Here is a 23422-nt window from a genome sequence, read left to right on the forward strand (position 1 = left end):
TACCGCTCAGTGACCCGCCCCCGTCCCGCCCCGCCCGCCCCCGTCACCGTCGTAGGGCTCGGTGCCGACGGCTGGGCAGGAGTGCCGGACGCGGCCAGGGACGAGCTGCGCGCGGCGGACGTGCTGATCGGCGGCCCCCGCCAACTCGCACTGCTGCCACCGGACTGCCGCGGGGAGCGGATCGCCTGGCCCGCGCCGCTGCGCCCCGCGGTGCCGGGGCTTCTCGCCGCGCACGCGGGCCGCAGGATCGCCGTCCTCGCGAGCGGCGACCCGATGTTCTACGGCATCGGCCGCGCCCTCACCGAGGAGCTGGGGCCCGGCGCGCTGCGCGTCCTGCCGCACCCCTCCTCCGTGTCGTACGCCTGCGCCCGGCTCGGCTGGCCCGTGGAGGACGTCGAGGTCGTCACGCTCGTGGGGCGCCCGGCCGGACGGCTCGCCGCGGCCCTGCACGACGGGCGCCGGCTGCTCGTCCTCAGCGCGGGCGCCGCGACCCCCGCCGAGGTCGCCGCGCTGCTGCGGGACCGCGGCTTCGGGCCCAGCCGGATGCGGGTCCTGGAGCAACTCGGCGGCCCGGCGGAGCGGATGACCGACGCGGCCGCCGCCGACGCCTGGGCGCTGCCGCCCGGCGACCCCCTCAACGTCGTCGCCGTCGAGTGCCGCCGCGCCCCGGACGCCCTGCGGCTCGGCGCGGTGCCCGGCCTGCCAGACGCGGCGTACGAGAGCGACGGGCAGCTCACCAAGCGGCACGTCCGCGCCGCCACGCTCGGCGCGCTCGCGCCCGCCCCCGGCGAACTCCTGTGGGACGTCGGCGGCGGCTCCGGCTCGATCGCCGTGGAGTGGCTGCGCACCCATCCGTCGTGCCGGGCCGTCACCGTCGAGCGCGACCCCGTACGGGCCGGGCGCATCGGCCGCAACGCCGACCGGCTCGGCGTGCCGGGCCTGAAGGTCGTCACGGGTGCCGCGCCCGCCGCGCTCGGCGGACTGCCGCGGCCCGACGCCGTGTTCATCGGCGGCGGGCTCACCGCCCCCGGACTGCTCGACGCCTGCTGGCGGGCGCTGCCCGTGGGGGGCCGCCTCGTCGCCAACACCGTGACACTGGAGTCCGAGGCGCTGCTCGCCGACGCCTACCGGCGCCACGGCGGCGACCTGGTGCGGCTCGCCGTCGCCCACGCCGTGCCCGTCGGCGGCTTCACCGGCTGGCGCCAGGCCATGCCGGTGACCCAGTGGGCCGTACAGAAGACAGCAGACGCAGCACACGCAGTGGACGCAGCAGGAACAGCGGGAGCAGAGCTATGACCGTGTACTTCATCGGCGCCGGACCCGGTGCCGCCGACCTCATCACGGTGCGCGGCGCCCGGACGCTCGCCGCCTGCCGGGTCTGTCTGTACGCGGGCAGCCTGGTGCCGCGCGAACTGCTCGCCGAATGCCCGCCGGACGCCCGCCTGGTGGACACCGCGCAGCTCAACCTGGACGAGATCGTCGCCGAGCTGACCCGCGCCCATGAGGAGGGGCACGACGTCGCCCGGCTGCACTCCGGGGACCCGTCGGTGTTCAGCGCGGTCGCCGAGCAGATGCGGCGGCTCGACGCGGCCGGTGTGCCCTACGAGGTCGTCCCGGGCGTGCCCGCCTTCGCCGCGGCGGCCGCGGCCCTGAAGCGGGAGCTGACCGTGCCGACCGTCGGCCAGACCGTGATCCTGACCCGGATCGCGCAGCGCGCCACGGCCATGCCCGAGGGCGAGGACCTGGCGACGCTCGGCCGCAGCGGCGCGCTGATCGTGCTGCACCTGGCCGCCGGTTACGTGGACCGCGTGGTCGAGGAGCTGCTGCCGCACTACGGCGCCGACTGCCCCGCCGCCGTCGTCGCGTACGCCTCGCGCCCCGAGGAGCTGGTCCTGCGCGGCACGCTCGACGAGATCGCGGGGAAGGTGAAGGCCGCGGGGGTCGTGCGGACTGCCGTGATCATGGTGGGGCGGACGCTCGGGGCCGAGCAGTTCCGTGACAGCCACCTGTACTCCGCGGAGCGCGACCGGCACATCTGCTGAGCGCCTGCCGGGGTGCCCAGTGGTGACGTCTGGCGTCTGCGGGTTCGTCGTGGCTTGTCGCGCAGTTCCCCGCGCCCCTTAGGGTGCTTCGGCTGGGCCCGACCTTCCCACCACCGTGCCCGCTCGGTCGATGCAGATGACGTCCACCGTCACCGGCGCCCCGCGCAGCACCGCCAGGGCCTGGTCGCGGGCCTCCACGGCCACCAGGTCGCCGAGGGGGACCCCGGCCGCCGCGCACAGCTGGAGCGCGGCGAGCCCGGTGTTGGCTTCCGCCACCTGTGCGGCGAGGGCCTCGTCCGCGCCGCCGCGGCGGGCCAGGGCGGCGAGGAAGCCCTTGTCGACCTGGGAGCGGGCGGAGTGCAGGTCGAGGTGTCCGGCGGCGAGCTTGGAGAGCTTCGCGAAGCCGCCGCAGACGGTCAGCCGTTCCACCGGGTGACGGCGGACGTACTTCAGGACGGCGCCCGCGAAATCGCCCATGTCGAGCAGGGCGTCCTCGGGCAGGTCGTACTCGGCGACGACCGTACGCTCCGACGTCGACCCGGTGCACCCGGCGACGTGCGTGCGCCCGGCCGCCCGCGCCACGTCCACGCCCCGCCGGATGGAGTCGATCCACGCCGAGCAGGAGTACGGCACGACGATGCCGGTGGTGCCGAGGATGGACAGGCCGCCGAGGATGCCGAGCCGCGGGTTCCAGGTGGAGCGGGCGATCTCCTCGCCGTGGTCGACGGAGACGGTGATCTCGACGTCGCCGCTGCCGCCGTGCGCCGCCGCGACCCGCGCCACGTGGTCCCGCATCATCTGCCGGGGCACCGGGTTCACGGCCGGTTCGCCGACGGGCAGGGGAAGCCCGGGGCGCGTGACCGTGCCCACGCCGGGGCCCGCCCTGAAGACGACCCCGCTCCCGGCGGGCAGCCGCCGCACGGTGGCCCGGACGAGCGCGCCGTGCGTGACGTCCGGGTCGTCGCCCGCGTCCTTCACGACCCCCGCCATCGCGCGCCCCTCCCCGAGCTCCTCGGCCGCGAGCGCGAAGGACGGCGTCTGCCCCTTGGGCAGCGTGATCGTCACCGGGTCGGGGAACGCGCCGGTCAGGAGCGCGGTGTACGCGGCCGTCGTGGCCGCCGTCGCACAGGAACCGGTGGTCCAGCCGGGCCGCAGACCGGTGTGCTTGAGTTGGGCGCCGCGGCCGCCCTTGGCCTCGCTGCTCATGCCTCGCTCTTTTGAAGGGAACCGGACTTCGTGCACATCCTCATCCTCGGCGGGACCACCGAGGCCCGGCGCCTCGCCGAGCGTCTGGCGGAGCAGGCGCCGGGGCTGCGCGTGACAAACTCCCTGGCCGGACGCGTCGCCGCGCCCCGGCTTCCGCCCGGCGAGGTGCGCGTGGGCGGCTTCGGCGGGGCCGAGGGCCTGGCCGCGTGGCTGCGCGCGCACGCGGTGGACGCGCTCATCGACGCCACCCACCCCTTCGCCGGGACCATCAGTTTCAACGCGGCGCGGGCCGCCGCCGACGCCCATGTTCCCCTGCTGGCGCTGCGCCGCCCCGGCTGGGTGCCGGTGGCGGGCGACGACTGGCGCGAGGCGGGCTCCCTGACGGAGGCCGCCGAGCTGCTGCCCGCGCTCGGCTCCCGGGTGTTCCTGACCACGGGCCGGATGGGCCTCGCGGCGTTCGCGGCCCTGGACGCGCAGTGGTTCCTGGTTCGGTCCGTGGACGCGCCCGAGGCACCGCACCCGCCCCGCATGGAGGTGCTCCTGGACCGCGGCCCCTTCACCCTCGAAGGGGAGCGGGAGCTGCTGCGCCGCCACCGCGTCGACGTGGTGGTCAGCAAGGACAGCGGCGGAGCCGCCACCGCGCCGAAGCTGACGGCCGCCCGCGAGGCCGGGCTGCCCGTGGTCGTGGTCCGCAGGCCGCCGGTGCCCGAGGGGGTGCCGGTGGTGGCGGAGCCCGCGGCGGCGGTCCGCTGGATCACGGACCGCATCGGCGGGCGCTGACCGGCTCCCGAGGGCCTACGCCTCCGGGTAGCGGCGCGGCGTCCAGACGATCTCCTCGCCGTCCCCGCGCCGCACGGCCCGCGTCTGCGAGGAGCCGACCAGCAGGATCGTGCGCATGTCGACCTCGGTCGGGTCCAGGTCCGCGAGGCGGACGATCCGCACGCGCTCGCCGGAGCCGCCGACGTCCCGGGCGACCACGACCGGGGTGTCCGGCGCCCGGTGCTCCAGGAGCAGCTCGCGGGCCTTGCCCACCTGCCAGGTGCGGCTGTGCGAGCCGGGGTTGTACAGGGCGAGCACCAGGTCGGCGGAGGCCGCGGCGCGCAGCCGCCCGGCTATGACCTCCCACGGCTTGAGCCGGTCCGACAGGGACAGCGTCGCGTAGTCGTGGCCGAGCGGGGCGCCCGCGCGGGCCGCGGCCGCGTTGGCGGCGGTCACGCCCGGCAGGACCCGTACGCGCACGTCCGCGTACGCGGCGTCCGACGCGGCCTCCAGGACGGCGGTGGCCATCGCGAAGACGCCCGGGTCGCCGCCCGAGACGACGGCGACGCGCCGCCCCCGCTGGGCGAGCTGGAGCGCGAACTCGGCGCGCTCGGCCTCGACCCGGTTGTCGGAGCCGTGCCGCAGCTGGCCGGGGCGCACGGGCACCCGGTCCAGGTAGGTGGTGTAGCCGACCAGGTCGTCGGCGGCGGCGAGCGCGCCGCGCGACTCGGGCGTCAGCCACAGCGGTCCCGCGGGCCCGGTGCCCACGACGACGACCTCGCCACGAGCCGGAGCCGGAGCCGGATCAGGACCCGTAACCTCCGCTTCCGCGCGAGCGGTTGAGCCCGTCGGGTCCGTCGGCCCCGGCTGCCCCGGCACCGGCAGCGCGGCCACCCGGCTCGGAAGCACCGCCACCGAGAAGTACGGCACCGAGTCCTCGGTCACGTCCGCGAGGTCGGCCAGGCGCTCCCCGGCCATGGTGGCCCGCTCGACGTACCGGGCCCCGTCCAGGCGCTCCGCGCTCCGCAGGGCGCGCCGCACCTTGGGGAAGGTGCGGCCCAGCTTCATCACCACGGCCGCGTCGGTCGCGGCGAGCCGGGCGGTCAGCTCCTCCTCGGGCAGGGTGCCCGGCAGGATGGTCAGGACCTCCTCGCCCTCCGCGAGCGGCGTGCCGAGCCGGGCCGCGGCGGCGGACACCGACGTGACGCCGGGGATGACCTCGGTGTCGTAGCGGTCGGCGAGCCGCTTGTGCATGTGCATGTAGGAGCCGTAGAAGAGCGGGTCGCCCTCGGCGAGGACCGCGACGGTGCGCCCCGCGTCCAGGTGCGCGGCGAGCCGGGCCGCCGACTCGGCGTAGAACTCCTCCATGGCGCCCTGGTAGCCGCCCGGGTGGTCGGTGGTCTCCGTGGTGACCGGGTAGACCAGCGGCTCCTCGACGTGGTCGGCGCGCAGGTGCTTCGCCGCGATCGAGCGCGCGATGGACCGGCCGTGCCGGGCGCTGTGGTACGCCACCACGTCGGCCTCGGCGATGACCTCGACGGCCCGCAGCGTCATCAGGGACGGGTCGCCGGGTCCGAGCCCGACGCCGTACAGCTTGCCGTTCACTCTTCCTCACTCGCGATCGCGTTGAGCGCGGCGGCGGCCATGGCGCTGCCTCCGCGACGGCCGCGCACGACCAGGTGCTCCAGGCCCGAAGGGTGCGCGGCGAGCGCGTCCTTGGACTCGGCCGCGCCGATGAAGCCGACCGGGACGCCGATGACGGCGGCGGGGCGCGGGGCGCCCTCCTCGATCATCTCCAGGAGCCGGAACAGGGCCGTGGGCGCGTTGCCGACGGCCACCACGGAGCCTTCGAGGCGGTCGCGCCACAGCTCCAGGGCGGCCGCGCTGCGCGTCGTGCCGAGCTTCGCCGCGAGCTCCGGCACGGCCGGGTCGGAGAGCGTGCACAGCACGTCGTTGGCGGCGGGCAGCCGCTTGCGCGTGACGCCGCTCGCCACCATCTGGACGTCGCAGAAGATCGGCGCCCCGGCGCGCAGCGCCTCCCGGGCGCGGGCCACCACGCCGGGCGTGTGCGCGAGGTCCCGTACGAGGTCGACCATCCCGCAGGCGTGGATCATCCGGACCGCGACCTGGCTGACGTCGGCGGGCAGGGCCGCGAGGTCGGCCTCCGCGCGGATGGTGGCGAAGGACTGGCGGTAGATGGCCGCGCCGTCCTTCTCGTAGTCGTACGTGGTCACGGTCTTGTTCTCGCTGCTCTCGGTCGTCATGCGGGGGGAAACGCCGCCAGGGCGGTGGCGAGGTGGGCGGGGTCGGCGATCCGGGCGCCGGGTGCTGGGTGTCCGCCGGTCACGGCGGAGAGGTCGTAGCCGCCGTCCGGCGCGGCGACCACGTCGATCCGGTCGCCCCGCGGGTGGCCGCAGCGCCGCTCGCAGCCGGACCAGTACAGCGGCAGTGCCGCCGTCCCGGCGGCGGCGAGGGCGCGGGCCGCGTCCGCCCGTACGTCGGCACGGGACTTGGCACAGCCGGGACGGCCCGCGCAGGCGCCGACGCGCAGCCAGGGCGAGCCCGGCTCGGTGACGAGGCCGGTGGCGGAGAGCCGGGCGAGCGCGGCGGCGGCGTCCGCCGCGCCGAGCCCCGGGGCGGGCACGACGGCGCCGCGCCAGGGGGTCAGGCGCAGCTCACCGGGTCCCGCGGCGGCGGCGACGTGCGTCAACTCCCGCCACTGGAGGCCGGAGAGGCGGCCGAGGGGGATGTGCACGGACAGGGCGGAACCGACAACTCCGGGCGGCGGCCCGGCGGGGCGTGAGCCCGCGGTCGCGGCAGCCCCGGCGGTCCGGGCAGTTCCGGCGGCCCCGGAGGGCCCGGCAGTCCGCGCAGCCCCAGCAGCCCCAGCAGCCCCGGTGGTCCCGACAGCCCCGGCGGTCCGGACAGTCCCAGCAGCCCCGGCAGTCCCGGAGGTCCCGGTGGCCCCGGCGGTCCGGACAATCCCGGCAGCCCCGGCAGCCCCAGCAGTCCGCGCAGCCCCGGCAGCCCCGGCGGGCTCCGCGGGCTCCGTCGGCTCGGCCGTGATGCCCTCGGTCGCCAGGCGCCGCCGCACCTCGGCCGTCAACGCGCCGGGAGGCAGCGGCAGTTCGCTGATCCGCCAGGCCTTCGTACCGCTCTCCCTGACCTCGTGCAGAAACGCTTCAGCCGCCACGAGCGCCGCTCGGGGCGCGTCCGCCGCGGCGACCGACAAGGCCGCGCCCGCCGCGCCGAGACCGAGCACGGCCCGGCCGTCCGCGGCCGCCCGTACGGTCACGTCCGCGTCGAGCCCCGCCACGTCCCCGCGCCCGTCGTCGAGCGCGAACAGGAACCGGCCCGAGAGGGCCCGCGCCGCCGCGCTCGCGCACAGCGCCGCGTCGAGGGCGGTGAGCCAGGGCCTGACGTCGCGGGCGCCCCGGCCGTCGAGGCCGGACAGCGGTGAGGCGACGACGTTGCGGACCCGCTCGTGCCCCGGCGACGGCAGCAGGCCCGCGGCGTCGAGCAGCGCGGCGAGATCCGCGCCACAGCCGTCCGCGAGACCCCGCAGCTGGACGTTGCCGCGCGAGGTCAGATGCAGGTCGCCGTCGCCCAGGTCCCGGGCCGCCGCGGCGAGCGCCTCGGCCTGCCGGACGGTCAGCACGCCGCCGGGAAGCCGCACGCGCGCCAGCGCCCCGTCGTCCGCCGCGTGCAGCCGCAGACTGCCGGGGCAGGCGTCGCCGCGGTCCCGTGGGGCCGCTGTGGCCTGCGGGGACGGGCGGAGGGGAGCCGTGGACATGGCGGCGAGCATACCGACCATCACACTGCGGGAACGCCCTGCCTCAAACCGCCGCCGCTTACTATGCTCCACAGTGGATCACCCGATCCGCCATCGCCATGACGGCGACAGGGGAGGAAGCCCGGTGCGATTCCGGCGCGGTCCCGCCACTGTGAGCCCGACCCCGTGAGGGGCCGGGCGAGCCAGGAACTCCCTTCTCCGCACGCCCGGCTCCGGCCGGGCAGGAGAGACCCACACACCACCCGGGGCGCGGACACCCCGAGGAAGGCCGACGCCGCATGCAGCACACGACCGGGCCCCGCATCCTGCTTCTGTCGACGTCCGACACCGACCTCCTCAGCGCCCGCGCCGCCGCGGGCCCCGTGGCCTACCGCTTCGCGAACCCCTCCCGGCTTCCGCTGGACGACCTGCCCGGCCTGCTGGACGGCGCCGACCTGGTCGTCGTACGCCTCCTCGGCGGCATCCGCGCCTGGCAGGAGGGCCTCGACCTGCTGCTCGCCGACGGCCGCCCCGTGGTGGTCCTCAGCGGGGAACAGGCGCCTGACGCCCAGCTGATGGCCGCCTCCACCGTCCCGGTCGGCATCGCCGCCGAGGCGCACGCCTACCTCGCGCACGGCGGCCCCGCCAACCTGGAGCAGCTCGCCCGCTTCCTCAGCGACACCGTCCTGCTCACCGGCCACGGCTTCGAGGCGCCCGCGCCCGCGCCGACGTGGGGCCCCCTGGAGCGGCAGGCCCCGGCGGGCGAGGGCCCGACCGTCGCCGTGCTCTACTACCGCGCCCACCACATGAGCGGCAACACCGCCTTCGTGCACGCCCTGTGCGACGCCGTCGAGGCGGCGGGCGGCCGCCCGCTGCCGCTGTACGTGGCCTCGCTGCGCGCCCCCGAGACCGGGCTGATCGACGAGCTGCGGGCCGCCGACGCCATCGTCACCACGGTCCTCGCCGCGGGCGGCACCAAGCCCGCCGAGGCCTCCGCGGGCGGCGACGACGAGTCCTGGGACGCGGGCGCGCTCACCGCCCTCGACGTGCCGATCCTCCAGGCCCTGTGCCTGACCGGCTCGCGCGCCGCCTGGGAGGAGAACGACGAGGGCGTGTCCCCGCTGGACGCCGCGAGCCAGATCGCGGTGCCGGAGTTCGACGGCCGCCTGATCACGGTGCCGTTCTCCTTCAAGGAGATCGACGAGGACGGCCTCCCGGCGTACGTCGCCGACCCCGAGCGCGCGGCCCGCGTCGCCGGGATCGCCGTGCGCCACGCCCGCCTCAAGCACATCCCGGCCGCCGACAAGCGGATCGCGCTCGTCCTGTCCGCGTACCCGACGAAGCACTCCCGGATCGGCAACGCGGTCGGCCTCGACACCCCCGCGAGCGCCGTGGAGCTGCTGCGCCGACTGCGTACGGAGGGCTACGACTTCGGCGGCGCCGAGATCCCCGGCCTGGCCTCCGGCGACGGCGACGAACTGATCCGCGCGCTCATCGAGGCGGGCGGCCACGACCAGGACTGGCTCACCGAGGAGCAGCTGGCGAAGAACCCGGTGCGCATCCCGGCCGCCGACTACCGGCGCTGGTACGCCACGCTCCCCGAGGAGCTGCGCTCGGCCGTCGAGGAGCACTGGGGCCCGGCGCCCGGCGAGATGTTCGTGGACCGCAGCAGCAACCCGGAGGGCGACATCGTCCTCGCCGCGCTGCGGTTCGAGAACCTGCTGATCCTCATCCAGCCGCCGCGCGGCTTCGGCGAGAACCCCATCGCGATCTACCACGACCCGGACCTGCCGCCCTCGCACCACTACCTGGCGGCGTACCGCTGGATCGCGGCGGCCGCGGCCGACGGCGGCTTCGGCGCCGACGCGATGATCCACCTCGGCAAGCACGGCAACCTGGAGTGGCTGCCCGGCAAGAACGCGGGCCTGTCCGCCGCCTGCGCCCCCGACGCCGCCCTCGGCGACATCCCGCTCGTCTACCCGTTCCTGGTCAACGACCCGGGCGAGGGCACCCAGGCCAAGCGCCGCGTGCACGCCACCCTCATCGACCACCTCGTCCCGCCGATGGCGCGCGCCGACTCCTACGGCGACATCGCGCGCCTGGAGCAGCTCCTCGACGAGTACGCGCAGATCAGCTCGATGGACCCGGCGAAGCTCCCGGCCATCCGCGCCCAGATCTGGACCCTCATCCAGGCCGCGAAGCTCGACCACGACCTGGGTCTGGAGGACCGCCCGGACGACGACGGCTTCGACGACTTCCTGCTGCACGTCGACGGCTGGCTGTGCGAGGTCAAGGACGCCCAGATCCGCGACGGCCTGCACGTTCTCGGCGCCCCGCCGGCGGGCGACGACCGCGTCAACCTGGTCCTCGCGATCCTGCGCGCCCGCCAGATCTGGGGCGGTACCACGGCCCTGCCCGGCCTGCGCGAGGCCCTCGGCCTCGACGAGTCGGCGGCGACGCGCACGACCGCCGACGCGGCGGAGGAGCAGGCCCGCGCCCTGGTCGTGGCGATGGAGGCGGCGGACTGGGACCCGGCCGCCGTACCCGCGGTGGCGGCGGCGGTCGCCGATGACCGCCGCGACCAGGTGACGGCCATCCTGGAGTTCGCGGCCCGCGAGGTCGTCCCGCGCCTGTCGGCGACCACGGCCGAGCTGGACCACGCCGTGCACGCCCTGAACGGCGGCTTCGTCCCCGCGGGCCCCTCGGGCTCCCCGCTGCGCGGCCTGGTCAACGTCCTGCCGACGGGCCGCAACTTCTACTCCGTCGACCCCAAGGCGGTCCCCTCGCGGCTCGCCTGGGAGACGGGCCAGGCCCTGGCCGACTCCCTCCTGGAGCGCTACCGCGCGGACAACGGCGAGTGGCCCACCTCGGTCGGCCTCTCCCTGTGGGGCACCAGCGCGATGCGCACCGCGGGCGACGACGTGGCCGAGGCCCTGGCCCTGCTCGGCGTCCGCCCGGTCTGGGACGACGCGTCCCGCCGGGTGACGGGCCTGGAAGCCATCCCGTACGACGAACTGAACCGCCCCCGCATCGACGTCACCCTCCGCATCTCCGGCTTCTTCCGCGACGCCTTCCCGCACACGATCGGCCTCCTGGACGACGCGGTGCGCCTGGCCGCCTCGCTCGACGAGCCCGCCGAGGCCAACCACGTGCGGGCGCACGTCCAGGCCGACCTCGCCGAGCACGGCGACGAACGCCGGGCCACCACCCGCATCTTCGGCTCCCGCCCCGGCACGTACGGCGCGGGCCTGCTCCAGCTGATCGACTCGCGCGACTGGCGCACCGACGCGGACCTCGCCGAGGTCTACACGGTCTGGGGCGGCTACGCCTACGGCCGCGGCCTCGAGGGCCGCTCGGCCCGCACCGAGATGGAGACGGCGTACAAGCGCATCGCGGTCGCGGCCAAGAACACCGACACCCGCGAGCACGACATCGCCGACTCCGACGACTACTTCCAGTACCACGGCGGCATGGTCGCCACCGTGAAGGCCCTGCGCGGCGGCCGGGCGCCCGAGGCGTACATCGGCGACTCCACACGGCCCGAGACGATCCGCACCCGCACCCTGGTCGAGGAGACGAGCCGCGTCTTCCGCGCCCGCGTGGTGAACCCCAAGTGGATCGAGGCGATGCGCCGCCACGGCTACAAGGGCGCCTTCGAACTCGCCGCCACCGTCGACTACCTCTTCGGCTACGACGCCACCACCGGCGTGGTCGCCGACTGGATGTACGACAAGCTCACCGAGACCTACGTCCTGGACCCCACCAACCGCGACTTCCTCAAGGAAGCCAACCCCTGGGCCCTCCACGGCATCGCCGAACGCCTCCTGGAAGCCGAATCCCGAGGCATGTGGTCCAACCCGGACCCCGCGACCCTGGAAGCCCTCCGCCAGGCCTACTTGGAGACAGAGGGCAACTTGGAGGACAACGGGGCCTGAGCCACCGGCCCGCCCGGGGCGCTAGCGGGCACGTGCCTCCCCGGTCCAGCCCGCCTCCGCCGCTGTCGCCACGGCCCTCTCCTCGGTCGCGTCGGCCCTCTCCGTCAGGGTCTCGTCGCGGCCCGGGCGGGGGCCGCCGGCCGTTTCGGCGGCTGTGTGGGAGGCCGTCAGGGCGGCCTTGAGGGCGGTGGTCGTGAGGGTGTCGGGGGTGTGGGCGTGGGCCGTCTGGGCGGCGATCGCCGCGGCCGCCGACGCGTTGCGTGCGCAGCGGGCGTCGGCCGCGGGGTCGGGGGTGCGGCCCGCGCGTTCGGCGATCGACCGGGCGGCCAGGCGCACCGCGTTCGCGGCCCGGGCGGCCGGTCCCGTCGGCACGGCCTCCGCCCGGTCCGGCTCGATGCCCGCGGCGCGGCAGGCGGCGACGGCCCGTGCGTACGCGCTCCTGGCGCGGGCCAGGTGCCGGTCCTGGAGGGCCTGCTCGCCGGTGGCGGGCTCCGGCTGGTCACTGCGGACGGGCGCGTTCATGGCCACCTCCGGGAAGCGGTGCAGCGGGACGCTGGTGCTGCGGCAGGGTGGCACGCCGTCGGCGAAGTAGCCAGGGGTGTGGTGATGGGGCGTCAGATTTGCGCCCCGGCCCCGGCCCCGGCCCCGGCCCCGGCCCCGGCCCCGGCCCCGGCCCCGGCCCCGGCCCTGGCCCTGGCCCCGGCTCCGGCCGTCGCGGCCGCCGCGAGGCGCCTATCCGAACAGCCCCAGCGCCTCGTCCAGCGACCACGTCTGCCAGCCCATGCCGAAGAAGGCCGTGGCGGAGATCAGGGCCATCATCAGGTTCTGCCCCTGCTCCGCCCAGTCGTGGATCATCAGGACGAGGTAGACCAGGTTGAGCACCAGTCCCGCGGCCAGGGCGATCGGGGTGAGGAAGCCGAGGATCAGGCCCAGGCCCAGGGCCAGTTCCGCGTGGGCGACGACATGGGCCATGAGGCGCGGGCGCGGTCCGACCAGGCCGTCGAAGCCGCGCCGGACGACGGGCCAGCGGTGTCGCTCGGCGATGCCCGCGGCCCAGGCGATGCCGCCCCCGGAGAACCAGCTCTTCTTGTCCTTGTGCCGCCAGCTTTCCAGCCACCACAGGCCCAGGCCGATCCTGAGGACCGCGAACCACTCGGCGCCGCCGAGCCAGATCGTCTGCATCGATGGTTCCCTTCCCGCTCCGCGCCAGCAGATCTGATGGGGCGTCAGTTCAGCGGAAGGGCGCACAACCCGCAAGGGCCCGCGCCCGCTTGCCGTCCGGCCGCGCGCCGACCTACCATCTATCTGATGGGTCGTCAGATATGGTGACCCGGCCGAACCGGCGGGCAGGGGGCTGCGGCATGAGCGGCAATGAGTCCGGCACGAAGGGCATTTCCGAGGGCGTACCCGAGGGCGTTCCCAAGGACGTGCCCGAGGACATTCCCAAGGTCATCAGCGTGGACGATCACGTGATCGAGCCCGCGCACCTCTTCGAGACCTGGCTTCCGGGCAAGTACCGCGACAAGGGCCCCCAGCCCTTCACCGCCGGGATCGGAGAGCTGGAGTACGTGGGCGGGAAGTACCGCTTCACCACCGATCCGGACGGCCAGATCACCGACTGGTGGCGGTACGAGGGCGAGGTCTTCCCGTACAAGCGGATCATCGCCGCCGTCGGCTTCTCCCGGGACGAGATGACGCTCGACGGCATCACGCGGGAGCAGATGCGGCGCGGCTGCTGGGACCCCAAGGCGCGCCTCGCGGACATGGACCTCAACCACGTCGAGGCCTCGCTGTGCTTCCCCACCTTCCCGCGGTTCTGCGGCCAGACGTTCGCGGAGGCGAGGGACAAGGAGGTCGCCCTGGCCTGCGTGCGCGCGTACAACGACTGGATGGTGGAGGAGTGGTGCGGGGACAGCGGCGGGCGCCTGATCCCACTGTGTCTCATCCCGCTGTGGGACGTGGAGCTGGCCGTGGCGGAGATCCGGCGGAACGCGGCGCGCGGGGTGCGGGCGGTGACGTTCTCCGAGATCCCGACCTATCTGGGATTGCCGTCGATCCACTCCGGGTACTGGGACCCGTTCTTCGCCGCGTGCGAGGAGACGGGCACGGTGGTGAACATGCACATCGGCAGCAGCTCCCAGATGCCCGCCGCGTCGCCGGACGCCCCGCCCGCCGTGCAGGCCGCGCTGTCCTTCAACAACGCGATGGCCTCGATGATGGACTTCCTGTTCTCGGGCGTCCTGGTGAAGTTCCCGCGGCTCAAACTCGCCTACAGCGAAGGCCAGATGGGCTGGATCCCGTACGCCCTGGAGCGCGCGGACGACGTGTGGGAGGAGCACCGCGCCTGGGGCGGGGTGCGGGACCTGGTCCCGGAGCCGCCGTCGTCGTACTACTACCGGCAGATCTTCTGCTGCTTCTTCCGCGACCGGCACGGCATCGAGGCCATCGAGACCGTGGGCGTCGACAACGCGACGTTCGAGACGGACTACCCGCACGTCGACTCGACATGGCCGGACACGAAGCGGGTGGCCGCCGAGCACGTCGGCGGGCTCTCCGCGGAGGTGGCCTACAAACTGCTGCGCGGGAACGCGATTCGTATGCTGGACCTGCCGTTCGATCAGGATCGGACGGTCGCGGCCACCGCCTGACCCCGGTCCCGGGAGCGGCCCGCCGCGGTTCGCGTGGCCCCCGTGGGAGAGGCGAGTGCAATGAACAGCGGCAGCGCGGTGTCGGATGCCCTGTCGGAGGTCCTGGCCACGCTCGGCCGCCGGTACGTGCGCGACGCGCCCGGGACCTTCGGCAAGGCCGCGCTCGCGACCCGGTATCTGAACCCCTGGCTGCGGGAGCACCCCCGCGAGCGGGTGGTCGACACGGTCTTCGGCGCCCGGTTCGCGGTCGACACCCGGGACCTCATCCAGCGCTACCTCTATCTGTTCGGCGTCTGGGAGCCGCACATGTCGCGCTGGCTCCGGGGCCGCCTTCGCCCCGGCGACGTCTTCGTGGACGTCGGCGCGAACATCGGCTACTTGAGCGTCCTCGGGGCCCAACTGGTCGGCGCCGGGGGCCGCGTGGTCGCCGTCGAGGCCTCGCCCGAGTTCCACCGGCGGGTGCTGCTCCACCGGGAGCTGAACGGCTGCGACAACATCCGGGCGGTCAACGCCGCCGTGTCGGACCGCAGGCAGAAGCTCACCTTCGTCCTCGCCAGCGCGCACAACATGGGCGCGAACAGCGTCGTCCCGTGGGACGGCCCGGTCGCGTCCCGCTTCGAGACGGACGCCGTGCCGCTGCCCGAGCTCCTGGAGCCGGACGAGATCGCACGGGCCAGGGTCATCAAGGTGGACGTCGAGGGGGCGGAGGGAAGCGTCGTGCGCGGCCTCGCTCCCGTCCTCGACCGGCTCCGGCCGGACGCGGAGATCGCCGTGGAGGTCACCCCGGAGCGGATGGCGCAGCTCGGCGACAGCGTGGAGGAACTCCTGGACACGATGCGCGCGCACGGCTTCCACACCTACCGCCTGCTCAACGACTATGCGCCGGGCAGCTATCCGGCGGCCGTCCGGTACGCGGGCGAAGGCCCGGCCCGATGGCGCGGGCCGGTGCGCGGCGAGACCGACCTGATCTTCTCGCGCGTCGACGCCGAAGCCCTGGAGTGAGGCCGGGGCCCGCGGGTCCGGTGGACCTCTCCGGCTCAGCGGGTGCCCGTGGCGGCGCGGGCCGCTACGCGCTCGCCGCCCCGGCCCCGGCCGGGGTGCTCCGCCGCAGCCGCCGCACCTGGGTCGTGTAGAGCCCGGCCGACCACCAGTACAGGGCCGCGCCCCACAGCGCGAGCGCCCAGCCGCAGACGCGCGCCCCGTCGGCGACCGCGCCGTCCCCGCTCGCCAGGAGCAGCAGCGGGAAGGCGTACATCAGATTGAAGGTGGCCGCCTTCCCCATGAAGTTCACCTGGAGCGGGCCGTATCCCCTCCTGCGCAGGGCGGCGACGTTGAACGTCATGAAGACGTCGCGCGCGAGGAGCAGGACCAGGAACCACCAGGGAATGATGTCCCGCAGCAGCAGGGCGAGCAGCGTGGACGCCGTGTAGAGCCGGTCCGCCGCGGGGTCGAGGACCTGGCCGAGGCGTGTGATCTGGTTCCATCTGCGGGCCAGCTTGCCGTCGAGGTAATCGGTCGCGCCGCTGAGCGCGAGCAGGGCGACGGCCCAGCCGTCGCGATTCGGATTTCCGAAGTACGGCTGGAGCACGAGCCAGAGGAATACCGGAACTCCGGCGACTCGCAGGGCGCTCAGCGCGTTGGGGATCGTGAGTACCCTGTCGAATCCGTCACGCGCCACCGACGTGCCTCCCGAAATCCTTCGCCCGGATCGTTTTGTCCTGATCCTGTTGATCGGCCGATCGGGGATCCTATCAGGGGCGACGCCGCCACCCGCCGGGGGCGAAAGACGGAAAACCCAAGCTCAGAGGCCATGTCGGCGGTGGCGCCCCGGCGGCGCTCGCCCGGCGAATCGGTGCATACTGCATCTTGTGTTGCATAAGGCGATAATTCAGCGAGGCGGCTGATGGCGGGCCAGGGCCGTTCCCTGTCGGTTTGACGCCCGCATTGCCCGACAGGCAAAACGTTGATTTCCTCGCCCGGCATGACCGAAGGGGCCCTCTGTCGGACCCTCTGCGGGATCCTCAAGTGGCGTGCGGCGAAGTGCCTTTTGCGAACCGGCGCCGGAAGCCGACTTGAAGGGCTCAGCCCGAGCCGAGCGCGTACTGCCACCGGAAATGGGACAGGGCCCTGGCCCGGGACTCCACGACCGCCATGCGCGCGGCGTGCTCGGCCGTCTCGGTGTGCGCGGCCTGGCCCGTGACCTGGCCCTCCCACTTGCGGTAGAGCAGCCCGACCTCGGCGGAGAACCAGCCGCGTGCCACCGCGTTGAGGGCGAGCAGGAGGCCGGTGTCCTCCGAGGCGGGCAGCGCCATCCAGCCGCCCAGGGCGACGAGCAGGTCGCGGCGCACGCAGAGCGTCGCGGGGTGGACCGGGGCGCGGAAGCCGTCCGCCTTCCAGCGGTCGAGGACGGCCGCGCGCTCGATCGGGCCGTGGTCGGGGTCGCCGGGGAAGCCCGCAGTCGACCCGTCGGGCAGCAGGTCGAGCACGCGCGACGTCGCCCAGCCGATGGTGTCGTCCGCCTCTAAGGCCGCCAGGTCGCGGGCGAGCGCGCCCGGCTCCAGCTGGTCGTCGGCGTCGAGGACCTTCACGTACGCGCCGTCGGCGTGGGCGAGCGCCATGGTGCGGGCGACTCCGGGCCCGCCGGCGCGCCCCTGCCGGAAGGTCACCCGCTCGTCGTCGGGCACGTGGGGGGCGACCAGGCCGCTCCTGCCGTCCTCCTGGATCAGCCAGCGCCACTCCCAGCCGTGGGGGAGCTCCTGCTCGCGGATCGACGCGTACGCGTCCGGCAGGAAGCGGGCGGACGGGGCGTGCACGGCGGTGATGACGGTGACGCGCTGACGCATGGCACTCACCTACGACTCCTCGATGGGCGGCGACGGAACGATGGGGGGGCGGCGACGGGACGGTGGCGGTGGCGGGACTGCGGCCGGGCTGCGGCGGGACTGCGATGGGGCTGCGACGGGGCTGCGGCGGCCGTTCGGAAATCCACGGCCGGTGAATTCGAAGGAAACGTCCACACCTTGGCGGCCGAACGGCGCGTCGGTTCGGAGAAAGGCGCCGCACTTGCTAGGGCCGCGGATACGGCTGCGGATACCGGTCCGTACCGGGTCGGCCGCGAACCGCCGTTGTGGATGGCGCAACGACGTCGTTGTTGAGGGCGCAACGGATCCTGGGGCCGCTGTTGCGCGAGTTCGTCGCGACAGTGTTGCATGTAACGGGAAAGTATCTTTTGCCCGAGCCCCGGGTGCCAGCTGTGGCCAGTGAAATGCGCTGGGTAATTAGGGGTCTTGTAGGGGGTGCGCGCGGCGCCCGCGGGGCCCGCCGGATATGGAAGAACCCGATCGCTGGCGACGGGGGATGCACCAGCGATCGGGTTGTTCCCAACCTTAACAAGGGAGCCTCCGTATGGGGAGTGAACTTCCCGGCAAAGATGCCGAGTTGTGATCGGGATCACGCGCGCGATCCACAAGCGAGAAGCGGCGGGGCGTTACTCCGCGCACGGCGGCTCATACGAGAGCCGGGGCAGATACTCGCGCCAATTCTCCGGCGTCAGGACGCCCCGAGTGGTCGCGCAGATACGGCGAATTGCCGTGTCGGCGTCCAGATTCCACAGCCGGACGGTATCGGGGCCGCTCGAAACTCCGAGCATGCGTCCTTGAGGGCTGAACGACAGGAAACTTCCCGTCTTGGCGTTCGGGCTCATCGACTGCCCGATGGGGGCGGCGTCGGACGGGTGGGTGAGGTCCCAGAGCCGGACCGTGTTGTCGTTGCCGCCGCTGGCCAGGGTGCGGCCGTCCCGGCTGAACGTCAGGGACACGAGCGCGTCGGTGTGCCCGGTCAGCGGGGCGCCGCGGGGGGTCGCGTCGCGGGGGTCCGTGACGTCCCAGAGCCGGACCGTGCCGTCGTCGCTGCCGCTGGCCAGGGTGCGGCCGTCCGGGCTGTGGGCGAGCGTGTTGATGGGCCCCAGATGGCCCGTCAGCGGCTTGCCCATCGGTGCGGCGCGCCGCGGATCGGCCACGTTCCAGAGCCGGATGGTGCCGTCGGAGCTGGCGCTGGCGAGCGTGCGCCCGTCCTTGCCGAAGGCCAGGTCGTTGACGTAGCCCTTGTGGCCGGTGAGCGGGGTGCCGAGCCGCCGCAGGCGCTGCGGGTCGCCGACGTTCCACAGCTGGATGGTGCGGTCCTCGTAGGCGGTCGCGAGCGTGCGCCCGTCCCTGCTGAAGGCGAGCGCGGCCGCGAACCGCGTCCGCAGCTCGACCGGATCCCCGTACGGCACGGGCCGCGAGGGGTCGGAGACGTCCCACAGCTGCACCGCGCGGCTGCCCGTGAGCACCGCGAGGGTACGGCCGTCGGGGGAGAACGCGGGCGCGCGCACGGCGCCTTCGGCGGGCTTGATCGGGGCGCCCAGGGCCATCGGGCGGGTGGGCCGCTCCACGTTCCACAGCCGGAGCTTCTCGTCGCGGGCGGCCGTGACGAGCACCTTCCCGTCGGGCCGGAACGCCCCGATGCGGCCGATCATGTCCGAGGTCGGGATCGACCACAGCCGGACCTTGTTGTCGCCGCTCCCCGTGGCCAGGGTGCGGCCGTCCGGGCTGAAGCCGAGCGCGTACATCTCCCCGCTGCTGCCCGCGAGCGGTTCGCCGACCTGCGAGGGGTGCGCCGCGTCACGGACGTTCCACAGGCTCGCCGTGCTGTCCGCGCTGGCGGCCGCGAGCATCGACCCGTCGCGGTTGAAGGCCACGGACCACACGGGTCCCGTGTGCCCGGCGAGCGGCGGGCCGAGCGGGCGCGCGCGGCGCGGCTCCGCGACGTCCCAGAGCCGGATCGTGTTGTCCGAGCTGCCGCTGGCCAGCGTCTTCCCGTCGGGGTTGAAGGCCACGGAGTGCACCGTGTCCTTGTGGCCGGTCAGCACCTTGCCGATCCGCTGCGGGCGGCGCGGGTCCGCCGTCCGCCACAGCCGGACGGCGCCGTTGTCGCTGCCCGCCGCGAGGGTCTTCCCGTCGGGGCTGAACGCCACGGAACGCACCGGCGCGGTGTGCCCGGTCAGGGTGGCGAGCGGCTTCGGGCGCCCCGGGTCCCGCACGTCCCACAGCCGTACGCTGCGGTCCTCGCTCGCGGACGCGAGCGTGCGGCCGTCCGGGCTGAAGGCCACCAGGTAGATCGTGCCGCCGTGACCGGCCAGGGGAGCGCCGAGGGAGCGCGGCCGCCGCGGGTCCGTGACGTCCCACAGCCGGACGGTGCCGTCGTCCGCCGCGCTGGCGAGGGTCTTGCCGTCCGGGCTGAAGACCGCGCTGCTCACCCAACTCGTGTGCCCGGTCAGGGGTTTGCCGAGCGGCTTCGGCCGGGACCGGTCCGACACGTCCCACAGGCGGACCGTCCGGTCGTAGCTCGCGGTGGCGAGCAGCCGCCCGCCCGGATGGAACGAGGTGAGGTAGACGGCGCCGGTGTGGCCCGCGAGCGGAGTGGCCAGGGGCGCGTTGACGATCGAGATCAGCCGGTTCATCGTGCCCTGGTCGTCGGGCCGCAAGCGGTGGGCCACCAGGTCGAGTTGGGCGGAGAGCGAGGGGTCCGTGCTCTGCGCGCGGTCGGCCGCGGCGGTCACCTGCGCGAAGATCGCGTCGTTCCGCTCGGACACCGCGTCGTCCCGCTGCTGCCAGGCGACCACCGCCGAGACGGCGGCGAGCAGGGCGAGGACGAGCAGCGTCGACACGGCGCCGCGCCGGATGCGGACCGTGCGCTTGCGGAGCCCGGTCGACGCGGCGAGGAAGTCCACGGCGCTGCGCGTCAGGAAGGTGTCCTCCGCGGACTCCGCCCAGGTGCGCGCCTGCTCCAGGCGGGAGCCGCGGTACAGCAGCGACGCGTCGCGCTCGCAGTCCTCCCAGGTCCTGCTGTCCTCTTCGAGCCGCTGCCGCAGCAGATGGTCGTTGCGGTCCTCGTCGATCCAGTCGCGAAGCCGCGGCCAGGCGTGCAGCAGCGCCTCGTGCGTGATCTCCACGGTCTCCGCGTCGAGCGTCACCAGTCGGGCGCGGGCCAGCGCCTCGAGGGACTCCTCCGTCTTGTTGGGGTTGGTCGACTCCTCCGCCAGCTGGCGCCGCGTGCCCCGTCTGCGGGTGGCCTGGGTGTCCTCGCCGAGCCTGACCAGGCGCAGCAGGAGCAGCCGCGCGGCCGTGCGCGCCGCCGTGTCGAGGTCGGACCAGGCGCGCTCGGCGGTCGCCGCCACCGCTCCCTGGATCCCGCCGGCCGCGCGGTAGCCGGCCAGGGTGAGGCGTCCCGCCTTCCGCCGCTGCCAGGTGGCGAGCAGGGCGTGGGAGAGCAGCGGGAGCACGCCCGTGTCGTGGGACCCGCGCGGGCCGTCCGTACTCACTTCCCGGACGATGAGCTCCGCGAGTCCCGGTTCGAGTTCGAGGCCCACGGCCTTGGCCGGGCCGGTCACCGCGTGGCGCAGCTCGGCGGTGGTCAGCGGCCCGAGCACCATGTGCCGGTGCTGGAGCGCGTCGGCCAGCTCCGGGTGGGCGAGGCACTCCTCGTAGAAGTCGGCGCGGACGCCGAGGACCACGAGGGCGGGCGCGGGGTCGGGTCCTTCGGCCGAGCAGGCGGCGTGCAGGAGCTGGACGAAGGTGCGCCGGGCCGACTCGTCGGCGCAGAGGGTGAACGCCTCCTCGAACTGGTCGACGATGACGACGGGCCGGGCGTCCGAAGCCGTCCCGCGCCGCGCCCACGTCGTGACGCACTCCCTGACCGCGTCCGCGAACTCGGGGGTGCCGGGCGCGCCCGGGCTCTCCTCGCCCGACTCCGCGGCCCGCTCCTCCGCGGCGGCGACGGCGGGCGCGAGCTCGGGTATGAGGCCGGTCAGCTCGGCGAGGGGGTCGGCGCCGGGGACGAGGTGCAGCACCTGGGCGGCCCGGCCGCTGCCGTCGCCGAGCGCGCCGCCGCGCAGGGTGGGCACGAGCCCGGCGTTCAGGAGCGACGACTTGCCCGCGCCCGACGCGCCCACGAGCATCACGAGGCCGCCGGTCTTCTCCGCCGCGCGGAGCTGGGCGAGCAGCGCGTCCGTGCTCCGCTCCCGGCCGAAGAACCACTGCGCGTCCTGCTGACGGTACGAAGCGAGCCCGCGGTAGGGGCACACACTGGGGACCGGGGCGTCGGCGGGGGCGCGTTCCTCCTCGCCCGCGGCCGCCGCGGCGGCGTCGCCCGCGACCGGGTCGGCCACCGCGCGCTCCCACAGGCGCTGCCACTGGGCGAGGTCGTACAGGCCCGGGGAGACCGGCGTCGTACGGACGCGGCGCGCTTCGGGGACCAGGACGTGCAGGACGGCGGCGAGGGCGGTGAACTGGGCGGGGACGTTCTTGGCCCGCCGCCAGTCGCTGATCCGTTGCGCGGACACCCGCACGGGGCGGCCTCGCTCATCGACCCGTTGCAGTCGGGCAACCGCCTCGGCAACGCGTTTCAGGGGAGGGTTTCCGGCCTCCTGGTACAGCAGCGCGAGACGTTCCGCGAAGGCTGTGCGTGCCCCTGAGTCGGAGCTCAAGGCCTCCACCCCTTTACTTCCGCCGCACCTGGACTTCCGGACCGGAAAACTCACTCTATACGGCTGACCTGCGGCTCAGCGGACCGGACGGAACCGGATCCTCCTCAGCGGCCGCCGCAGTTGGCAGGATCGCGGCAGGGGCGAAGCAATCACGCGGCGTCAGGGCAGGCCACCGGCCCTGCGCCTGGAGAGGCGACTGATGGCGCTGCAACTTCCTGGCTGGATTTTGCTGGAGTTACGGAGCGGTGGCGAGGCTCTCGCCATGCCCTGTCGGACGTCGTGCGCGGCCGGTCCCATCCGGACCGCCGCAGCGCCGGCCGCGGGCCCCGGCTCTCTCCGATCCGCGCCGTCACGGCGCGGGGCGACATCGCCCGTGTCGTTTGGTACCGGTCCCCACGAGGGGAGGGACCGGTACCGAAACGACCTTCCGCCCCCGGGGCCCTCCCACCCCCGCACCCACGCCGCGGCCCCCGCTACTCCCGCAGGCACCGAGCCCCGCACAGCCCTCAGCGACTCCGGCTGGGGCCCTTGCCGCCCCCGCCCGAACCACCGCCGCCCGCAGACGGTGAGCCGGCTCAGGCGGCGATGGGGCGTGGGCTGCCGCGGAAGACTTGACCGGTGTGCCAGGAACGGTGAGCCGCCGCTACGGGCCGGGTGCCGGGTTGGGGACCTGCGAGGTGACGTCCCGCGAGTGCCGTGACCTGCTCGCGGGCAGTCTGGCCGCGGCCGATGAAATGCTGCGACACCAGGATGCGGTGGTCGTCGCCCAGACCGAGGACGCCCTTGTCGAAGAGCTTGTGGTGGAGCGAGCACAGGCACAGCCCGTTGTCGACGTCGTCCGGACCGTCGAACGCCCACCAGCGCACGTGCGCGGCTTCCAGCCCGACGGGCACCGTGCCGATCATGCCGTCGTAGCCGCAGAAGGCGCACTGGTACTCATAAGCGGTCAGCACCATCTCCCGCATCCGCCGGTTTCGCGGACGTCTGCCGGGCGCGGCCGCCAGAGCGCCGGGCTCCGACAGCTCCATGTCCAGGCCGACCGCATCGCACAGGTCCTGGTGCAGCGACGCCGGGAAGTGCAGATCCAGCAGCACCCTTGCCATGCGGCCCAGCAGCGAAGGTTCCCGCCGGAGCGCTACCTGAAGGTCCGGTGCCAGCCGCCCAGTGGCTCGGCTGGCTCGTAGTTCCCCCACGCCAGTGCCTGGGCTGCCGACGCCGCGAGCGGTTCGCACTTCCCACACTCCGTCGCTGACCAGGTGGTGGAAGGGGTAGGCGGGCGTGGTCCCACGCGACGGACCGTACTCGATCAGGAGTTGCTTCAGGTCCGCCTCCACCGCGGTGTACGGCAACTCGTCCGCGGCATTCGCCTGAAAACGGCCCAGGGCGTACAACAGCAGCAATGGCTTGTGCGGCGCCCGCACTCCGTCCCGGCTCCACTGCCTCAGCTTCGCGGCACGCTCCAGCCAATCCATGGCGGTGATCATAATGATGCTTCGCCGAGCGGCGTCCGTCAGGTGAGGTGCTCGCGCACCCAG

At 74.3% G+C, this 23422-nt stretch carries 16 protein-coding genes and 1 riboswitch; of the genes, 6 read left to right on the forward strand and 10 right to left on the reverse strand.

The features are described 5' to 3' along the window. Nucleotides 1–9: 9 nt before the first annotated feature. Nucleotides 10–1296 (forward strand): bifunctional cobalt-precorrin-7 (C(5))-methyltransferase/cobalt-precorrin-6B (C(15))-methyltransferase, encoded by a 1287-nt coding sequence (locus tag IG74_RS0118145; RefSeq protein ID WP_030677730.1) that lies wholly within the window; start codon nt 10–12, stop codon nt 1294–1296. Next, nucleotides 1293–2042 carry a precorrin-4 C(11)-methyltransferase gene (cobM, locus tag IG74_RS0118150; RefSeq protein ID WP_030677733.1) on the forward strand — a complete coding sequence of 250 codons (750 nt, stop codon included), beginning with the start codon at nt 1293–1295 and terminating at the stop codon, nt 2040–2042. Before IG74_RS0118145 ends, cobM begins: the two co-directional genes overlap by 4 nt. A gap of 78 nt (nt 2043–2120) precedes the next feature. Here the strand turns inward: cobM and IG74_RS0118155 are convergent, their stop codons facing one another. Beyond that, nucleotides 2121–3248: a cobalt-precorrin-5B (C(1))-methyltransferase gene (locus IG74_RS0118155; RefSeq protein ID WP_030677736.1), complete on the reverse strand. Its 1128-nt coding sequence runs from the start codon at nt 3246–3248 to the stop codon at nt 2121–2123. A gap of 30 nt (nt 3249–3278) precedes the next feature. On the opposite strand from IG74_RS0118155, the gene IG74_RS0118160 reads away from it, so the two are divergent. Then, on the forward strand, nt 3279–4028 hold the full coding sequence (locus IG74_RS0118160; protein ID WP_030677739.1) for a cobalt-precorrin-6A reductase: 750 nt from the start codon (nt 3279–3281) through the stop codon (nt 4026–4028). A 15-nt stretch (nt 4029–4043) separates the two neighbouring features. Here the strand turns inward: IG74_RS0118160 and IG74_RS0118165 are convergent, their stop codons facing one another. Genes IG74_RS0118165 through IG74_RS52765 form a run of 3 tightly spaced genes read right to left on the reverse strand, consistent with a single transcriptional unit; the run spans nt 4044 to nt 7800 of the window. Then, the gene (locus IG74_RS0118165; RefSeq protein WP_030677741.1) at nt 4044–5612 is read right to left on the reverse strand and encodes a precorrin-2 C(20)-methyltransferase; all 1569 of its coding nucleotides are present in this window, start codon (nt 5610–5612) and stop codon (nt 4044–4046) included. Next, a complete protein-coding gene (locus IG74_RS0118170) occupies nt 5609–6271 on the reverse strand; it encodes a precorrin-8X methylmutase (protein ID WP_107058962.1) in 663 nt (220 codons plus the stop codon). The genes IG74_RS0118165 and IG74_RS0118170 overlap by 4 nt, the downstream gene beginning before the upstream one ends. Continuing rightward, nucleotides 6268–7800 carry a hypothetical protein gene (locus tag IG74_RS52765; RefSeq protein WP_234334365.1) on the reverse strand — a complete coding sequence of 511 codons (1533 nt, stop codon included), beginning with the start codon at nt 7798–7800 and terminating at the stop codon, nt 6268–6270. Before IG74_RS52765 ends, IG74_RS0118170 begins: the two co-directional genes overlap by 4 nt. Nucleotides 7801–7913: 113 nt before the next feature. Then, nucleotides 7914–7992, forward strand: a riboswitch (cobalamin riboswitch). Between the two features lie 86 nt (nt 7993–8078). Here IG74_RS52765 and cobN point away from each other — a divergent pair. Continuing rightward, nucleotides 8079–11714, forward strand: coding sequence for a cobaltochelatase subunit CobN (gene cobN / locus IG74_RS0118180; protein WP_030677750.1), 3636 nt, complete (start codon nt 8079–8081; stop codon nt 11712–11714). A gap of 21 nt (nt 11715–11735) precedes the next feature. On the opposite strand, the gene IG74_RS0118185 is transcribed toward cobN, so the two are convergent. Next, nucleotides 11736–12236 carry a hypothetical protein gene (locus tag IG74_RS0118185; protein ID WP_030677753.1) on the reverse strand — a complete coding sequence of 167 codons (501 nt, stop codon included), beginning with the start codon at nt 12234–12236 and terminating at the stop codon, nt 11736–11738. Between the two features lie 210 nt (nt 12237–12446). Then, the gene (locus IG74_RS0118190) at nt 12447–12896 is read right to left on the reverse strand and encodes a DoxX family membrane protein (protein ID WP_030677755.1); all 450 of its coding nucleotides are present in this window, start codon (nt 12894–12896) and stop codon (nt 12447–12449) included. 179 nt (nt 12897–13075) lie between these two features. On the opposite strand from IG74_RS0118190, the gene IG74_RS0118195 reads away from it, so the two are divergent. Both IG74_RS0118195 and IG74_RS0118200 read left to right on the forward strand, forming a co-directional pair. Beyond that, on the forward strand, nt 13076–14362 hold the full coding sequence (locus IG74_RS0118195; RefSeq protein WP_234334366.1) for an amidohydrolase family protein: 1287 nt from the start codon (nt 13076–13078) through the stop codon (nt 14360–14362). Nucleotides 14363–14422: 60 nt separating this feature from the next. Beyond that, a complete protein-coding gene (locus IG74_RS0118200; protein WP_107058963.1) occupies nt 14423–15364 on the forward strand; it encodes an FkbM family methyltransferase in 942 nt (313 codons plus the stop codon). Between the two features lie 64 nt (nt 15365–15428). Here the strand turns inward: IG74_RS0118200 and IG74_RS0118205 are convergent, their stop codons facing one another. The 4 genes from IG74_RS0118205 to IG74_RS0118220 form a co-directional block, all read right to left on the reverse strand. Next, nucleotides 15429–16040 (reverse strand): CDP-alcohol phosphatidyltransferase family protein, encoded by a 612-nt coding sequence (locus IG74_RS0118205; protein WP_030677763.1) that lies wholly within the window; start codon nt 16038–16040, stop codon nt 15429–15431. A gap of 403 nt (nt 16041–16443) precedes the next feature. Then, a complete protein-coding gene (locus IG74_RS0118210; protein ID WP_030677766.1) occupies nt 16444–17205 on the reverse strand; it encodes a glycosyltransferase family 2 protein in 762 nt (253 codons plus the stop codon). Nucleotides 17206–17849: 644 nt separating this feature from the next. Then, nucleotides 17850–21896 carry a WD40 repeat domain-containing protein gene (locus tag IG74_RS0118215; RefSeq protein ID WP_030677769.1) on the reverse strand — a complete coding sequence of 1349 codons (4047 nt, stop codon included), beginning with the start codon at nt 21894–21896 and terminating at the stop codon, nt 17850–17852. A 566-nt stretch (nt 21897–22462) separates the two neighbouring features. Beyond that, nucleotides 22463–23359, reverse strand: coding sequence for a phosphorothioated DNA-binding restriction endonuclease (locus IG74_RS0118220; protein WP_030677773.1), 897 nt, complete (start codon nt 23357–23359; stop codon nt 22463–22465). Nucleotides 23360–23422: the final 63 nt, after the last annotated feature.

The organism is Streptomyces sp. NRRL B-1347, assembly GCF_000720325.1.
Classification (GTDB): domain Bacteria; phylum Actinomycetota; class Actinomycetes; order Streptomycetales; family Streptomycetaceae; genus Streptomyces.

Excerpts from the sequence above, each read along its gene's own strand:
- cobM (WP_030677733.1), top strand. The coding sequence starts at position 1,293 with ATGACCGTGTACTTCATCGGCGCCGGACCCGGTGCCGCCGACCTCATC.
- IG74_RS0118155 (WP_030677736.1), bottom strand. The coding sequence starts at position 3,248 with ATGAGCAGCGAGGCCAAGGGCGGCCGCGGCGCCCAACTCAAGCACACC.
- IG74_RS0118170 (WP_107058962.1), bottom strand. The coding sequence starts at position 6,271 with ATGACGACCGAGAGCAGCGAGAACAAGACCGTGACCACGTACGACTAC.
- IG74_RS52765 (WP_234334365.1), bottom strand. The coding sequence starts at position 7,800 with ATGTCCACGGCTCCCCTCCGCCCGTCCCCGCAGGCCACAGCGGCCCCA.
- cobN (WP_030677750.1), top strand. The coding sequence starts at position 8,079 with ATGCAGCACACGACCGGGCCCCGCATCCTGCTTCTGTCGACGTCCGAC.
- IG74_RS0118185 (WP_030677753.1), bottom strand. The coding sequence starts at position 12,236 with ATGAACGCGCCCGTCCGCAGTGACCAGCCGGAGCCCGCCACCGGCGAG.
- IG74_RS0118190 (WP_030677755.1), bottom strand. The coding sequence starts at position 12,896 with ATGCAGACGATCTGGCTCGGCGGCGCCGAGTGGTTCGCGGTCCTCAGG.
- IG74_RS0118195 (WP_234334366.1), top strand. The coding sequence starts at position 13,076 with ATGAGCGGCAATGAGTCCGGCACGAAGGGCATTTCCGAGGGCGTACCC.
- IG74_RS0118200 (WP_107058963.1), top strand. The coding sequence starts at position 14,423 with ATGAACAGCGGCAGCGCGGTGTCGGATGCCCTGTCGGAGGTCCTGGCC.
- IG74_RS0118210 (WP_030677766.1), bottom strand. The coding sequence starts at position 17,205 with ATGCGTCAGCGCGTCACCGTCATCACCGCCGTGCACGCCCCGTCCGCC.
- IG74_RS0118220 (WP_030677773.1), bottom strand. The coding sequence starts at position 23,359 with ATGGATTGGCTGGAGCGTGCCGCGAAGCTGAGGCAGTGGAGCCGGGAC.